The organism is Planktothrix sp. (assembly GCF_046067725.1).
In the GTDB taxonomy this organism is placed as follows: Bacteria; Cyanobacteriota; Cyanobacteriia; order Cyanobacteriales; family Microcoleaceae; genus Planktothrix.
Genome location: NZ_JBJUDF010000037.1, coordinates 1 through 15,746 on the forward strand (window position 1 = coordinate 1; position 15,746 = coordinate 15,746).

The 15,746-nt window shown below is 41.1% G+C and carries 10 protein-coding genes and 1 pseudogene; 3 read left to right on the top strand and 8 right to left on the bottom strand.

What is annotated here, in order from left to right:
- Positions 1 to 431: 431 nt before the first annotated feature.
- Positions 432 to 581 (top strand): hypothetical protein, encoded by a 150-nt coding sequence (locus ACKPEB_RS02015; RefSeq protein WP_408963107.1) that lies wholly within the window; start codon positions 432 to 434, stop codon positions 579 to 581.
- A gap of 19 nt (positions 582 to 600) precedes the next feature.
- Here the strand turns inward: ACKPEB_RS02015 and ACKPEB_RS02020 are convergent, their stop codons facing one another.
- From ACKPEB_RS02020 to ACKPEB_RS02045, 6 genes are all read right to left on the bottom strand, one after another.
- Positions 601 to 963: a gas vesicle protein gene (locus tag ACKPEB_RS02020; RefSeq protein ID WP_408963126.1), complete on the bottom strand. Its 363-nt coding sequence runs from the start codon at positions 961 to 963 to the stop codon at positions 601 to 603.
- Between the two features lie 7 nt (positions 964 to 970).
- Positions 971 to 2,158, bottom strand: a complete 1,188-nt coding sequence (gene gvpN / locus ACKPEB_RS02025) for a gas vesicle protein GvpN (protein WP_408963108.1) — start codon at positions 2,156 to 2,158, stop codon at positions 971 to 973.
- 97 nt (positions 2,159 to 2,255) lie between these two features.
- Positions 2,256 to 3,275, bottom strand: coding sequence for a hypothetical protein (locus tag ACKPEB_RS02030; protein WP_408963109.1), 1,020 nt, complete (start codon positions 3,273 to 3,275; stop codon positions 2,256 to 2,258).
- A gap of 207 nt (positions 3,276 to 3,482) precedes the next feature.
- On the bottom strand, positions 3,483 to 3,701 hold the full coding sequence (gene gvpA, locus ACKPEB_RS02035; RefSeq protein ID WP_408963110.1) for a gas vesicle structural protein GvpA: 219 nt from the start codon (positions 3,699 to 3,701) through the stop codon (positions 3,483 to 3,485).
- A gap of 729 nt (positions 3,702 to 4,430) precedes the next feature.
- Positions 4,431 to 7,535 carry a phosphoenolpyruvate carboxylase gene (gene ppc / locus ACKPEB_RS02040; protein WP_408963111.1) on the bottom strand — a complete coding sequence of 1,035 codons (3,105 nt, stop codon included), beginning with the start codon at positions 7,533 to 7,535 and terminating at the stop codon, positions 4,431 to 4,433.
- A 106-nt stretch (positions 7,536 to 7,641) separates the two neighbouring features.
- Entirely contained in the window at positions 7,642 to 7,881 is a 240-nt protein-coding gene (locus tag ACKPEB_RS02045) for a hypothetical protein (protein WP_408963112.1), read from the bottom strand.
- 38 nt (positions 7,882 to 7,919) lie between these two features.
- Here ACKPEB_RS02045 and ACKPEB_RS02050 point away from each other — a divergent pair, with 38 nt between their 5' ends.
- Positions 7,920 to 11,507, top strand: a complete 3,588-nt coding sequence (locus tag ACKPEB_RS02050; protein ID WP_408963113.1) for a D-alanyl-lipoteichoic acid biosynthesis protein DltD — start codon at positions 7,920 to 7,922, stop codon at positions 11,505 to 11,507.
- Positions 11,508 to 11,826: 319 nt separating this feature from the next.
- Here ACKPEB_RS02050 and ACKPEB_RS02055 read toward each other — a convergent pair whose 3' ends face one another.
- Positions 11,827 to 13,299 (bottom strand): MBOAT family O-acyltransferase, encoded by a 1,473-nt coding sequence (locus ACKPEB_RS02055; RefSeq protein ID WP_408963114.1) that lies wholly within the window; start codon positions 13,297 to 13,299, stop codon positions 11,827 to 11,829.
- Between the two features lie 80 nt (positions 13,300 to 13,379).
- Positions 13,380 to 13,640, bottom strand: a pseudogene (locus tag ACKPEB_RS02060) (adenylate/guanylate cyclase domain-containing protein); the annotation flags it as partial.
- 796 nt (positions 13,641 to 14,436) lie between these two features.
- Between ACKPEB_RS02060 and ACKPEB_RS02065 the strand changes: the two are divergent.
- A complete protein-coding gene (locus ACKPEB_RS02065; protein ID WP_408963115.1) occupies positions 14,437 to 15,726 on the top strand; it encodes a pentapeptide repeat-containing protein in 1,290 nt (429 codons plus the stop codon).
- Positions 15,727 to 15,746 lie beyond the last annotated feature (20 nt).

The following is a 15,746-nucleotide window of genomic DNA, read 5'->3' on the forward strand; positions in this document are numbered from 1 at the left end:
AATTCACAACGGGACGCTAAGGCGATCGCTATTTTCCCCAAATACATAAATTGTTCATTTTGTCAAGATACTCGTTTGGGTCTATGCCTTCTCTTTCAAAAACTCGTGCATCGCACAATCGCAATTTGGTCAGGACATCCACAAATTTAGCCACAGAATCAGGGTTCTAGCATTGATTTTTGCCTGTAGACAGACCTATCCCTTGGGTGCTGTTTTTTATAGTCTACCAGAACCCCCATCATCTCGTCAACCCTTTGATAGAAATTCTCAATAAAATATCATCATTTCCTGACAATCTTTTGAAAAACAAAACAATCTTGAGAAAGAGATTAGAAAAACTAAACAAATATTCAGCGATGAGATCAGAAATAATGTTGGTATAGGTTATTGAGGAATAGAAAACGACCAAAACCGAACCCAGCAAAAAGCTGATGAAGAAAGATAAGTCAGAAATGGAAGATCAGCTTAGAACAAAGTATGATTTGAAAAAGTTACGAGTCAGAAAGTTAGGCTCTGGAAGAAAAAGTTTTGGTGGAATTACGGTGGGTTTAGCCATTAAAATTAATGACGGTGAGACATAATTTATCCCAATTAGAGCATTTATTGCGTTTCTTCGGGTTGTTTTTGTGCGGTTAACGCTGTTAACGCTTTCACTTCCTCCTGTAATAACTTCACCCGTTCTAGTAATTGTTGATTACTTTCGGCTAAAACTTTCGCCTGACTGCTTAAATAGGGATCACTTTCCCACCAATTAATCCCAATTTCTTTGGCTTTATCCACCGAAGCAATTAACAAGCGAATTCTAATACTAAGGAGTTCCGTTGAACCAACAGAAACGGAAATATCTCCAGCAATGACAATGCCTTTATCTAATACCCGTTCTAAAATATCGGCTAAACTCGATCCTTGGGTTGATGTGGGAAGACCCCGTTGCAAACTGGAAGGATGTTGCTGTGAGTTCATCATTAAATTAATTCTCCTTGTTGACAACAAAAAAACGATTATCCTGCTGTTTGAGATAACCTTGTCTTAAGAGCGTGCGTAATACATTAGTCGTTTGAACTCGATTTAAGCCTAACGCCACTTCAATTTCCGAAACCCTCGCACCTGTAGATTGCTGCAAATATTGATAAACTTTCTCTTCTATTCCTGGGTTGTTATTTTCAGTTAATAACGATTCTGAGGAAAGTAAAGCAGCCCCATCTGAAGTATCCCCATTGGTTAATATAGTGTTGATCACTTTTTCTAATTTTGTGTAAGCTTCCTTGCGGGATAAAGCCGTGCGAGATAATAAGACATCTGCACAAACTTGAATAAAATCTTGACTCTCGGCATCAATTTTAATTTGATGTTCATGGCAGATTTTAGAAATAATTAATCCCGGTCTTAAACCCGATGATTGTTCAAGGGGAGGACGGGGTGATTTACCATTGTTAGGAGGTTGAATTTCTTGGTCTTTTTTCTGTGTGGTGATTTCCAAATAAATTTTAACGATTTTAACAATGCTTTTCGCCACTTCTGGAGAAATCCCAATTTTTTGAATTAAAATTTCCTGCTGTGTTTCCTCATCGGGTTCTGGCATATCAATGGTAATTAACCGATCTAATAAAGCATCTTGAGTTCCATAAACCCCACAATACTCCTCTGGGTTAGAGGTAAAAATTGCTCTAAAATGAGGATTAACCCGGATATATTCTGAACGATTATTATTAGGAGGTAAGACTAATAACTTTTCTTCTAAAGCGGAGAGTAAAACATTATTGACTTCGGGTCGAGAACGGTTAAACTCATCATAAATCAGGGTAAACCCTTCTTTACAAGCTAAGGTCAGACGAGAATCAATCCAATTTTGTTGTAATTCATCTTCAAGTTTAACCACACTATGAATAAAATTATCCACAACTTTTTTTCGAGTATAGCCGAGTTGGTTCCCAATTAAATCAGAAGACTTAAGTTCATCATCCCCAAAAATTAAAACAATGGGACGGTTTAATAAATCCGCTAAGTGCATCGCGAGGGTGGTTTTCCCGGTTCCGGCTGGCCCCCGTAAGTGTAGAGAAAACCCACTGTCAAGATACCTCAACGCCCGAAGGGTCAGTTGTTGAATGGCCGGAGTATTAATAAAGCCTTTAGGACTAGCTTTAAGGACAGTCGTCATATTTTTAATACCATTAACAACTAAAATACTGCCGAGTTCAGAAGTTATCGGCAGGATGATTAAATCTTATCGCAGGGAAGCGGGAACAAGGAACAGCCTATTTTTTAGAGGGAATATAAACCCGATCACGTTGAGAAATACGTCCTTGTTGTAATAAGATCCGAATCGCATCGACGGTCTGCACCCGATGAATTCCCAGCGCTTGCTCAATTTCCCCTAACCTGGCTCCGTTTGGATGACTTTGGATATACTGATCAACTCGTTGATCTAAGGTAAGGGGTTCAACCTGACATGAGGTAGTAGAAGGTTGGGGTTTAGCCAAAGGTGGCTTTGATGGAGGTTTAGAAATGGGTTGAGGTGTTAAACTCGGTTTGGAGGTCAGAGTCGGTGGGCGATTAGGAATTGTCTGTTTCGGGGGAAGAGATCGTTGGGGGGTAACGGCTTTCCGAGATTCCTGACGGGAAGTTCCCCAAACACTCTGTTGCAGTTTTTGGTGATAGTTGTGCAGTTCGGAGCGAAATTGTCCCAGATCCACAAATAAAGCTTGAACACTTTCTTGTGTTTTCACTCGACTCTGGTGGAGTTGCTCCTGTAACCGTTGCGCCATTTGCTGGTGTAGACCGTCTAACTCCTGCAAATACTGTTGCACCTGTTCAGATAAAGTTTGGCGAAACAACGCTAAGTCCTTGAGCAAAGGTTCCCGTGCCTCGAGTCGCTGTTGTTGATAATCGGTTAACAGGTCTGTCACCGTATTTCCCAGGTCTTCCCGAAATTGAGATAACCGTTGATGCAGGTCACTGGCGATTTCAGATTGTTCTTGAGAAGTTTGTTGCAGAAATGCCCTAACTTCTTGGGATAACTGCTGCACGAAGTCATCCAGTTGCTGTTGCAGTTCTTGAGCGTTGAACCAACGTTCTTCTCGATGATCGCTTAATAAATCTTGAATTTGCTGTTGCAAATCTGTGACAAACGCTTGTCGAGTGACTTGAGCATCTAAAGCTTGATTCTGACGCTCCAGTTGCCACAAAGTCAAGGTCGTTTGAACTTGTTCTTGACGGTCTTGAACCGCTTGTTGGCGATGGATGCGAGCTTGTTGCCAGTTGTCTTTTAAAGCCATAATTCCGAAACCCTCGTGTCGGTGGGTAGTGGAGTGCTGCGTATTGGGTATGGGACAAGTCATTGCGTTGATGGAACTTGCACCTTGATGCTATCAATCGGATCAAACGTCATTCTTGCCAACCCTAAACCGCTATTGTAACTTATATTACTTTAACAGATGATTGTGGTTTTGATGGCTCCATACCCGTTGCCAGTTTGGTAAATTTTAGACCGAAGGAACAGCCGCCTGTGCGGTTAAACCAACGGCTTCTGAATATTTGAGATAGGTTTCGACCGAAGCGATAACAATTCTCGCTTCCACAGCCAGAAGTTCGATCCCTACGAGGGAAACACGCACCCAAGCGTCAATCACAATTCCTTTATCTAAAATCCGATCAATGACTTCCGCTAGACTGGAGGATGAGTTGACTGGTTCAACGGCCATGAGTTGATCTACTCCTTTTTGGTGGAAAGAACAGGGTATATCCTGATACAGTCCTTTTCAGTGATCATAACCTGGAGAGAGACCCTTTGCCGATCTGTTTGTTACTTCTTTTTACAATTGCTGAGATTTGCAGGATTGGGAGTTCATCAAAATTTACAAAGACCTCGCACAAAGCCCACGTACTTCAGTCGTGGGATGTAGTGCGACCCCCTTTAGGGGGTGTGAGGGTTTTAATGTAATCCCTAAGAACTTCAGTTATTGATCATCCTTCTGATTCAGCATAGCTTTTGAGACGTTCATATTCTTTCTCATTGACGTTAAACTGAATTTTCTTTTCCCTTGACATACCAAGAGTGAAGACTCTACTCTAATAGTAGAGCAAGGATGTTCCTCGCTGATTAGGTCGGATGTTCCGACCTCCTTAAAAAACAAGTTGCCAATGGCGAGAAAAAGGCAACCACTGTGATTATCCCTGTTGACTACAGAAAGCTCCGAAAAATCTTGGCAGACCCAAAGACTGTAATGGTCGTAGCCGTCAATTGGGACGAGGTGTTTGGCACTCCTCAGAGTCTTGCACTCTCCTCTAATATTGCTGTGAAGCCGTTCTGGAAACAGTAGGGGGCAACTCCATGAATACCAAGCAATCGGGGCTAGACAGGAGAATCCCACCCTAAGCGCGTAGCGTAGGGGTGGGAGTGTCAACCCTTTACTGATAACTGATAACTGATATCAACCTGTATTTCGCATTCCAGCGGCAATCCCGTTAATGGTTAATAGCGCCCCTCGCAGGAGTTCTCCTTTGCTATAACGAGAATGAATCACACCAGAAGTAACGGATTTTCCATGTTGACGTAACCGTTTTAACAACGCCACTTGCAATAAACCCAACGGAATAATCGTGGCATTGCGTAACTGAACCGAACGTTGTAAAACCAGATCATCATCCAACAATCGTTGATGTCCTGTAATTTGTTGAATTAACTGCATCGTCAGATAATATTCCTTCGCAATTTGCTGGAATAAAACCTCAAACCGTTCTTTATCTTCAGCTTGGCTTAACTCACGAACATAGTGATGCGCAATTTCGATGTCCACCTTGGCTAAGGTCATTTCCACTTTAGAAATCACCACTTTAAAGAAGGGCCATTTCAAATAGAAATACCGCAACAGTTTCAGATGTTCTTGAGGTTCCTCATCAATAAATTCCTGTAACGCCGTTCCGACCCCATACCAAGACGGTAATAAAAATCGGCTTTGTGTCCAACTAAACACCCAAGGAATCGCCCGTAAACCGGAAATATCCTTTTTCTTATCCCCACTGCGACGGGCTGGACGAGAACTAATTTGCAGTTGACTAATTTCTTGAATCGGAGTGACTTGATGGAAGAATTCTACTAAATCGGGTTGTTCATAAATTAATGCCCGATAGTGGCTCCGAGAGCGGGTTGCCAACTCTTCCATAATTTGATTCCAAGGATCAATCTCATCAAAACCGTTATGGAGCAGACTGGCTTGAATCGCCGCAGTGGTCACACTTTCTAAATTAAACAACGCCAACTGCGGTAAAGAATATTTAGATGCCAGAACTTCCCCCTGTTCGGTAATTTTAATCCGTCCGTTAATACTCTTACCCGGTTGAGCTAAAACCGCTTTGTAAGCCGGCCCACCCCCTCGACCCACAGACCCCCCACGTCCATGAAAAATCCGCAGACCGACTTTATAGGATTCAGCCACTTTTTGTAACGCTTTTTGGGCTTTGTGAATTTCCCAGTTACTACTTAAGAAACCTGAATCTTTATTACTATCGGAGTACCCTAACATAATCTCTTGCAGAGATTGGTCAGGATCACCACCAACGAGTTGATATTGTTCATATCCCCCCGCTAACATCGCCCGATATAACGGTAACTCAAATAACGTTGTCATTACACGGGGCGCGCGTTTGAGGTCTTCGACCGTTTCAAACAAAGGAACCACCATCACGTTTCCGACCCCCGTCGCCGGGTCATACAGTCCGGCTTCTTTTGCCAATAGCAAAACTTCGAGTAAATCACTCGCTTCATTGCTCATGCTAATAATATAGGTTTGGCAAATGGAAACTCCAAACTCTTGCTGTAATTCCCGCATCACCCTAAAGGTATTAATGGTTTCGCAGGTTTTTTCTGAAAATGGTAATTCCGCCGGAATTAAAGGCCGTCGAGTTTGAAGTTCGGAAGCTAACCAATGACATCGCTCGGCTTCTGAAAGCTCATTGTAAGATTTGGGTAACAGTTGCAAATAATCGATAATTTCGTTGATGGCGTTGGAATGAACAGAAGACTCCTGACGCATATCCAAGCGAGCTAAACTGAATCCAAACACCTCCACCTGACAGATCAGATCTTCCAATTCCTGACAGGTCATCCCAGTTTCTTCTAAGTTCCGTTGAATCAGTTTTAATTCCCCTAAGAAATCTTCATCGCAACGGTATAATTTACTGGCTTCATGGTCAGGAATTAAACGCTCTCGAATGCGCGGCAGTTCGGCATTATTGTACATTTGCCAATTGCGATCACGAGTATTTTCTAATCGTTTTTGTACATAGGAAAGCTTTAAACGATAAGGTTCTTGACGATAGCGAATAGCCGTTTGATCATAGATTTCTGGTAATTGTCCTTGATCTCGATCTAACGATTCCAATAATTCAGGAAGAACATCACTCCAATGCAATGATAAACTCAGTAACCGACTGAGACGTTTAACTGCTTCAATATATTTTTCTAAGACAACATGACGTTGATAACAAGCAGTTTTCCAGGTGACATCCGGTGTCACCGATGGGTTTCCATCTCGGTCTGCACCCACCCATGATCCAAATTTACAGAAATCATATTTAGGTAATTTCAGATAAGGGAAAGAAACATGCAGAGCGTGTTTTAAACGCTTATAAAGTTGAGGAATGATATCAAATATAACTTCCTGAAAATAGTGCAAGGAATAGTCTACTTCATCCAAAACCGTTGGTTTAAATTGATGCAGTTCATCCGTCCGCCACCAAAGACGAATTTCTTCGGTTAATTTTTCATGGAGTTCTTCTGTCCATTCTGAAAAAATGGAGGATTCTCCTAACTCTTCAGTTCTTAAGCCACCATAACTTTCATCAACTTGATCCAGTTGTTCTAAAATCGTGGCAATGCGGCGCTGTTTGGTACGAATCGTATGACGAACAATTTCCGTCGGGTGCGCCGTAAACACCATCCGAACATCAAGCTGATTTAATAACCGTTGAATCTTTTGGGCGGGAACATTCAACTGTCGCAGCATTGGAAACAGAGAATGGAAGGTGGCTAATTCCCGATCTTGTTCGGTGTAATTCGTGACCTGGGCTGAAGGAATTGGACTTTCTTCATCATCGGAAAACCGTTGATTTCGAGATTCAAAGGTGGACATTGATTTAATCGGAGAAACTGATAACTTCCCTTTCCCTTTAGCGTGGGAATAAGCCAACTGTTGCTCCCGTTGTTCATAATGTTGTTCCACAATATTGATCAGTTGGAAATATAACGCAAACCCCCGCGCTGCCCGAATGGCTTGGTTAATATCCAACTGTTCAATTAACTTCAGCGCATCTGATCCTTGGAATTCAGCGGCTTGTCCTTCGGGTGAAGTCATGGAAGCTAACTGATGAAGCAAGTCTACAAGCTGTTGACCGCATTCTTGGCGGAGGACGGACTCCCAAACGTCCTCGATAATTTTCAGACGATTCCGTAAAAACAAATCCGATGTGGTACTAGGTGGGTTTGATGAAACGACCGTGTTTGGAACCTGTTCGGAGGATTGGAGCAGTGAACTCATGATGGTCACATCCTTGTGTGGCAAGAATATCCAATTTATTGTATGGCTTAATTTCTCCCAAAACACGGAACCTTGCAGTCAAATCAAGTACCCTTTAAGATAAATTTCAGGATTCCTTAACAACACTCGATTCATCGGCTTGCGGAAAATGCAGCACTGGAAGGCGATCACCTCGGAAAATTTCTTCACTACTGCTACTGAAATTCAGCAGCATCTCATAAAGGGCCTTTGTCCCTACGAAAGTCATTAACACGGGTGTTGTGGCTAAACTGACTAACCAGTCTTGAGGAAATCTAACACCGGAATCCTTGGAGGAACGATCAGGATCAGTTTGAAGAGAAGCCATAGTTGATAGTCTCAAGCGTAAAAATGTAGAGATTTCAGGTGGATGGGTTTTCACTAACGGGAATTGATCCACACTTAAGGGCGAATCATGCCACAATTATAGTCGATCGGCAGGTCGTTTGGTACAGGCAGGAAGTCGTGTTAAAGGGCAATAAAATCGTTTCAACCAAAGAGGGTTTAGCCTTAAACCAATGGGCAGAACAGGCGATTGGACTGACCGATGTGCAGGTTCAAATTCGTTTGCGCGGGAATCATTTACACATTCTTTGTGAATCCCTCGTCAGTCCTGATGAAAAAATTGCAACCTCTCACGTTTCACAAGCGTTAACCCAAACGAACTTAACGGCTTTTCTGCCACCGGATCAACCGATCTATAAAATCTTTTTATCGGGTCGAAGTATTGGAGCCAAACGGCCCGATTGGACAGTTAAACTGGAATATACAGCATTACAATTTCAGCCATCGGCTGGTTTATCCAACCCTTCCGTTGTTGAAGAACTTCCGATGGACGGGGTTTCCCCGCCACTACCGTCTTCTGAGCGTAGACATCATCCGTTAGAAAAAATTACAAACCTGTTCAGATGTCCGAAACTAGAGGAACCTACACCCTCAACGGTTGAACAACTCCCTCCATCAGAACCCGAACCCGAACCCGAATCTAACTTACCTTCTCAACCTCTGCCCGAACCCGAAACTCAACCCTTTTCCCTCCTCGCCGATGATGGTTTGGCTTTCAGTTCTATGCCAGTTGAGCTCTCGCCGATCACCACTGACACCCGCAGAACACCATCTTCTGGGGAAGGAATACAACAGCCATCTTCAACCCCCCAGCCTTTAACCCCCGAGGAAGTCAGCCTTCAACCCTCAGCAATTGAAGTTTCAACGGAAAGTTTAGCTCGACAAGGTTATCCCCATGCGATCGCCAGTTATCTCAGCGAAATTTTAGGCGGCTTAGGGGTTGGGGTCAAAGTCACCATTCGGGAAAAATCGGTTCAAGGCAAAAAAATCGAGAAACAACCGGAAGAGGAAACGCAACCTTCGGGAAAGCGTCTCTGGGTTTTGTGTGAATCTGCTTATAGTCCTGATCCGTCGTTATTGGCTCAACCTATTGCTCAACGGTTACGACAGTTACACCTTGAAGGGTTTCGAGATGCTTGTATTTTGTTACAAGTTCAGGGAGAATCAACCCCTGACTGGATGTTACGGATTGATTTAACCCCACCGGATACCATTCTTAAAGACTGGGCTCGTTGGGGAGATGAACCCGCCATCGCACGGTTGCTCAATCACAAATTAAGTTCTGTTGAAATCGAAGTCCGAACCACTTTAAAAGAATCGACGCTGCATTTATTTTGTCATAGCACCTTGAAAGGTCGCAAACGTCCTACACCTCATAAACAAACGGTTATGGAGATCGTCACCCCTCTACTGGATTTCCTGGCTCCTCAAGGGATTTGTGCGGCAACGGTATACGGTTTGGAAACCCCTGCAACCCACACGAAACCGGGTACTCCGATTTGGATTGATTGGTTAAACTTACCTGCGGCTAACCATTCTGAGTTACAACCCACAACCTTAACCTTGGCTGAACAAGGCAATATGGGGGCGTTACGCTTTATTTTGACTCGTTTAGTTAACCCGGATTTAGAGTTAAAACTGGCAACCGGAGGCATTCGTGTCCTGTTACTCCAAAAAGGAGAATTACTGCACGTGATGACGGAAGCCGCTACTTGTCCATCTCAATCTCAGGTGGCTCCGGTTATTGCTCAATTTTTACGCAGCCATCGTCTCAACGGTATTAGTGGCGTCCGCATTTATGGCCGTCGTTCAGGACAGAAACTTCCGTTATGGCGCTACGGTGTTTATTTGAAAACCCGTCAACCCCAGACAACGCCCTCGGTTGTACCGGATTTTGTTACCCCGTCGGAGGACGTTGAAACCCTTGCTCAGACAACTCCCGATACTGCGATCCCCGCAGGTTTGGTTCTTCGCCCTGATTTAAGTTTGGATCGTCTTGAGAGTGATGTTCCGAAACACTGGAACCTGATTGATCCCAATTGGCGAGAAATTTTAAACCGTAGTATTGAGATCATGGCTCAAGGGTTAGTGGCGACTCGTTTATTTGTGCTACGGGAAGCAATGATGGTTTCTTTGCAAGATCTCCGCACTCGTCGTTATCAAAAAATTGCCTTAGCGTTGATTTGGGGAACCTTGGGAGGATGGCTAGTTCTACAACTCGATCAACGATTAGGAGAAGGGTTAGCTCAAATTCCTATTCATACTGTCAGTGAAACGGAAATAACGCCTTCTAATTCTAGTCATTTAGAGGAAAAAACTTCTGAAGTTGTTGTTGCTTCCGATCTCGCTGAAAATCAAACGAATTCCAAAGGAAATGGCATATTTAATGCCAGTGATTTTATTTCTTCCCCAGCCAAAACAAAAGCTTGCAATTTATCGAATCAAAAATTAGGGCGAGAAGCTTGTCAGTTAGCTGAATTTCTCTATCCAACCTTTAAAAGCCCCCAATTAGATGAGCAGTTAGCGCGATATCAACATTATATTTTGACGGAAAAACAACCGCCTGATATTCTAGTGATAGGAAGTTCCAGAGCTTTACGAGGAATTGACCCCGGAGTCCTAGAACAAGAATTAAAATCACGGGGTTATGGCGAGTTAAAAGTTTATAATTTTGGGGTGAATGGGGCAACCTTACAAGTGGTTGATTTGATTATTCGTCAAATTTTACCTCCTGAACAATTGCCCAGGTTGGTTATTATCGCCGATGGGGTTCGTGCTCTCAATAGTGGTCGAGTCGATCGCACCTATGAAACGATTTCAACCTCAGAAGGCTTTGAAAAAATTGCTCAAGGAACCTTTCAGATTCAGTCTAAAGTTGAGGAGGAAACACAGTTTAATGGTAATTGGCAATTTAATAGTTTAGAAGATTTCGTTGAAAAATTGCGTCAAAGAGAGTTAAGTTTTGAGCCGTTTCAAAACCGTTTAAATCAACAGATTGTCGCAGGTTCAAAAGCTTATGAACAACGCGATCGCTTGAAATTTTTGTTACAGTCGATTTCTAAGGGTCAAGTGTTTCAGCCACCCGTTAAATCTCCGGTTGATGAAGCGGAACCTTCAAATCCTCAAGAGATAGAAACCTCAAAGTTTCAGAGCAATGGATTTTTACCTTTATCCATCCAATTTACTCCTGAAATTTATTATCAAACTCATTCTCAAGTTTCCGGTTATTATGATGGAGATTATCAAGGGTTTGACTTAGAGGGAAAACAAACCACTGCCTTAAAAAATCTGATTGAATATCTGCAATCGAAAAAAGTTGATATTGTGTTTGTTAATATGCCACTGACACAAGATTATCTTGATCTAATTCGTACAGCTTATGAAGAAAAATTCCAAGATTTGATGCAATCAATTAGTCAAGAAACAGGACTGATTTTTATTGATTTATCCAGAGAATGGTTACAAAGTTATCATTATTTTTCTGATCCGAGCCACTTAAATCAATATGGTGCTGTTGCTGTTTCTGAAAGATTAGTTGAAATCAATCAGATTCCTTGGCCTCAAAGTCAGCCATCAGTAACCAGTCATCAAAAATCAGTGAAGAATTGATCGTTCATAGCTGATATGGGCGGGAAAACCCATCTCCTACAACTGATCAAACCATGAAAACTATAGTGCTACGCGCAAGGGAACAGCTTAACTGGGAACAGTAAGAATTGAAAAGGTTTTAGAGTTTAAAAATGTCCTAACCGTCATGCGTAGTGCTATAGATTTCCTAAAGGAATATTGCGGATAATGACCAAATTTATAAAAGCAAAGCACTTTGTTTTGTTAGGTTTGATCTCGTTTTTAATGGTTACAGTAGGATATAAATTACCGAGTTGACAAAGGCACTGCGATTGACTGGGAATCATAAAATGGAAATCAGTTAAAAATCAAAATAAATATAAGGTAAACTTCCTTCAGGTGCTAATAACCAAACGGTGAAAAAACTGATCGGAACTAAGACGAGTTTAACTGTCCAATTTAACTCTAATTTTAACCCTCGGTTAAGGAAGGTTGTTAACGTCATTAATCCAAAAACAGCAGCTAATAAAATAACAAGGTTGTGTCGTTCTAAACCTAAAGCTTCTACATAAACTTTATGAGCAAATTGAACATCAGACGGATGACCCCATAAATGATTCATCACCCACCAAGAATCTTGTAAATTAGGAAGTCTAAAGAAAATCCAAGCCGTAAAAACCATCAATTGAGTGATTAACCAAGCGATTAAAACACCAGGTAAACTTTTCCAAATCCACGTTATTGATAATTGCGTAAATAAGGCATCTGTGAGGCGATGAATCACTAATGCTAACCCATGTAATCCTCCCCAAACTACAAACCCCCAAGCCGCACCATGCCAAATTCCAGCGATTAACATCACAATCATTAAATTCAAACAAGTGCGGAATAATCCTACCCTAGAACCCCCTAATGGAAAATATAAATAATTCCGCAACCAATCCCCTAATGTTATATGCCAACGTCGCCAAAAATCAGCAATACTGGTGGTAAAATAGGGCGCATCAAAGTTAATGGGTAAACTTAATCCTAATAGTAATGCTGTGCCTCTGGCTAAATCAACATAACCGCTAAAATCTAGGTATAATTGTAATCCATAAGCAAAAGTGGCTAACCATAAATCTCCGCTTCCGGCTCGTTGTAAATTACTGAAACTAAGATCAACTAAAATTCCAATATTATCGGCTAAAAGCCCTTTTTTAATTGCTCCTCTCGCTAATAACCATAATCCATCGGCAATTTGTTCAGGAACCGGGAATTTGAGGGTTTTAAACTGAGTATTCAAATGATGATAACGAGTAATTGGCCCTGAAATTAATTTAGCAAAAAATAATTTATAAGCACTAAATTCCAGTAAAGAAGTCGCCGCAGGTGCACCTCGATAAACATCGACTAAATAAGCAATTAATTCAAAACAGAAAAAACTTAATCCTAAAGGAGCAATGACATATTGATCAATCCAGTCTCCTGTACTAATTATTACAGGAATATTCCAAGCTGTTCCTAGTATTTTAAAAATAAAAGGTAAATATTTAAACCCAACTAATATTAAAATATTGAGGACGATTCCTAGTGTTAATAAAAAAGCTCTGCGTTCATTCCAAGAAATATTCGGGATTTCCCATTCTTGCGGTTCTACAAGAGTTAAGGCTAAACCAAAGTTAAAAATTGTCCAAAGTAAGAGTAAAGGAATATATTGAATTTGTAAGGTACAATAAAAAATTAAACTCGCCATTAATACAATAAACAGTCGCCAAGGTCTCCAAGGAATAAGCCAATATAATCCTAATAAAATTAATAAAAATAGGGCGTAAATAACTGAAATAAAGGTCATAAATAGTTGACGGTTACGGTTGACGGTTGCGAGTTAAGGAAGCTCAGGAATTAAGGTTTCCCTTCCCTGGTTTTCCGTACTCAGGAGTGCTTCCCTATTTTTTTTCCGGTTAACCAATAGGTTTGCATTTCTCCTTTGCCTTTAACTAAAATCATACCTCGTTGTTCAAATAAATAATAATTTTTAAGTTTTTCGTAGGTGGTTTGGCTAACTTGAATTTGTCCTGATAAACCTTGAGATTTCATGCGAGAAGCAATATTAACCGCATCTCCCCATAAATCATAGCTGAACTTTTTTAATCCGATCACACCTGCAACCACTGGCTCTGTATTAATAGCGACATCATAGCGATCGCCAGTCTTTTGACGCAAATATAATTTTTTACCTTGTACCGCTTCTGCAAATGTTAGAAGAGGGAGTTCACCAAATTGACCGATTAATTCTCCATTCTTGCGATAAACGGCTTCCCCTACAATATCAGGATTCAAATGATGTAAATGACTTAATTGTTGTCACAACTCAGCATCAGAATCATAAGGATAAGTTTCAATGATCCAAGCAATTTTACCCCCAGACATTGTAGGTAAATCTTTTAACAATTCTTGCTGACGTTGATATACTCAGGATTTACGCAAAAACCCGGTTTCTGAACCCAAAATCAAGCTTGTCGCTCTGAGCCTCAATGAGAAACCGGGTTTTTTAACCCCTTGTGCGTAAGTCGTGATACTGAAGGAATCAAAATTCAAATTTTGACAAAAACTAAGCTTAAAAAAATCCAAATTGTAATGCTTCGCGAAAGACGAGCATTAATCAGTTTTAAAAACACTTTTAATCGATTAATCATGAATAGATTTTCTTTTTGATTAAATGTTCGATTGATCAATTCTAAAATATTTTATTTTATAAACTCCTTAAGCCTCATTCCCGCTCAGAATTTTTATCCTTTTTTCCCTAGTTAGATCTATAATCAATCTATCAATTCACAATTTAACAACTTACACTCTGTTTCTTAAAATCCTCACACCCCAGAATAATCATTCAATATTAAGACAGATTTCGCTAAAATCATCTGTCAGTTAAGAAGTTGTTAACTGTTAAGCTAACAAACAACAGACAACAAATCACTAAGGTTAATCGATGACAATGGAACCCAATTCATCCTCGTCTCATTCCCAAGGACTTCAGGAGAGCCCTGAAACCCTAAATGGGGGAATCCTTCAACCTTCAGAATCTCCACAACTGCAACCCCCAACGGAGGAGATACACCTCAATTCTGGGGAATCTTGGGAGATTGAAACCCAAAACTCAACTTTAGATGATCATCAAAGTTCGGTGTCAGGTTCGGTCTTGGTTTTATCGGCGATGGCATTAATGATTTTAGGGTTAGGAATTGATAATATTACACTAGGATATGTCAGCGCTGTAGCAACATTAGGGATTTCTTTACGCTTATTGTGGTCGGGTTGGGGCAAAGTTTGGACAACTTTAATTCCCCCAAGCTGGCGTAATTTAATTGTTGCCTGTTTTGGGATTTTAGGTTCTTTAATTGGGTTAGTTATTTTTAGTAATGCTAACACTGAAAATGAAGTGAGTAATATTACGATTAATTGGGATGCAATTGGTGCTTTAGGGGATTTAGGAGGCGCATTAGGTCAAATTTTAATTGCTATTTTGGCTGTTTATGTTGCTTGGAGACAGTATATTATTTCCAGAGATTTAACCATCCAACAAAACCGAATTACCCAACAACAAACCATTGATGCTTATTTCCAAGGTGTGTCAGATTTAGCATTAGGAGAACAAGGATTATTAGAAGATTGGCCCCAAGAACGAGTGATTGCAGAAGGACGAACGGCGGCGATTATTAAAAGTGTTGATGCGGAAGGAAAAGCCAAAATTCTGAGGTTTTTATCCCAAGCTAAATTAATTACTCCATTACAACGCGATCGCCATTTAGGACGCCCAATGTTAGATGGAAATGGCAATTATGCAGAAGATCGAGATCATGGGGTACGAGTGATTGATTTAGGGGCGATGTTAGCGGGTGCAGATTTATCCCAAACCGACCTCCGACGCACGGATTTAACTGATGCGAATTTAGTCAAAGCTAATTTACAGAGATGTGATTTAGTTCGCACTAATTTAGCTAGATCTATTCTCTATGAAGCTAATTTATCCTATACAAATTTACGTTCTGTTAAACTCTTTTATGGTTCCGCAGAAACAGCATCTCCCCGTAGTCGGACGTTAATTCCTAATTTTACTACCGGAGAATATACGGGGGCTGTCGTAGAAAATGCCGACTTTACTGGGGTTGAAAATTTATCAGAAGAAAATCGCTATTATTGCTGTGCCTGGTGCGGTTCTAAATCCCGAAAAACCATCCCCGGCGGCTGTGAAGGAATTCCGAATAAATTAGACCGATAAGTTTTTGGGTGTCGGGTATT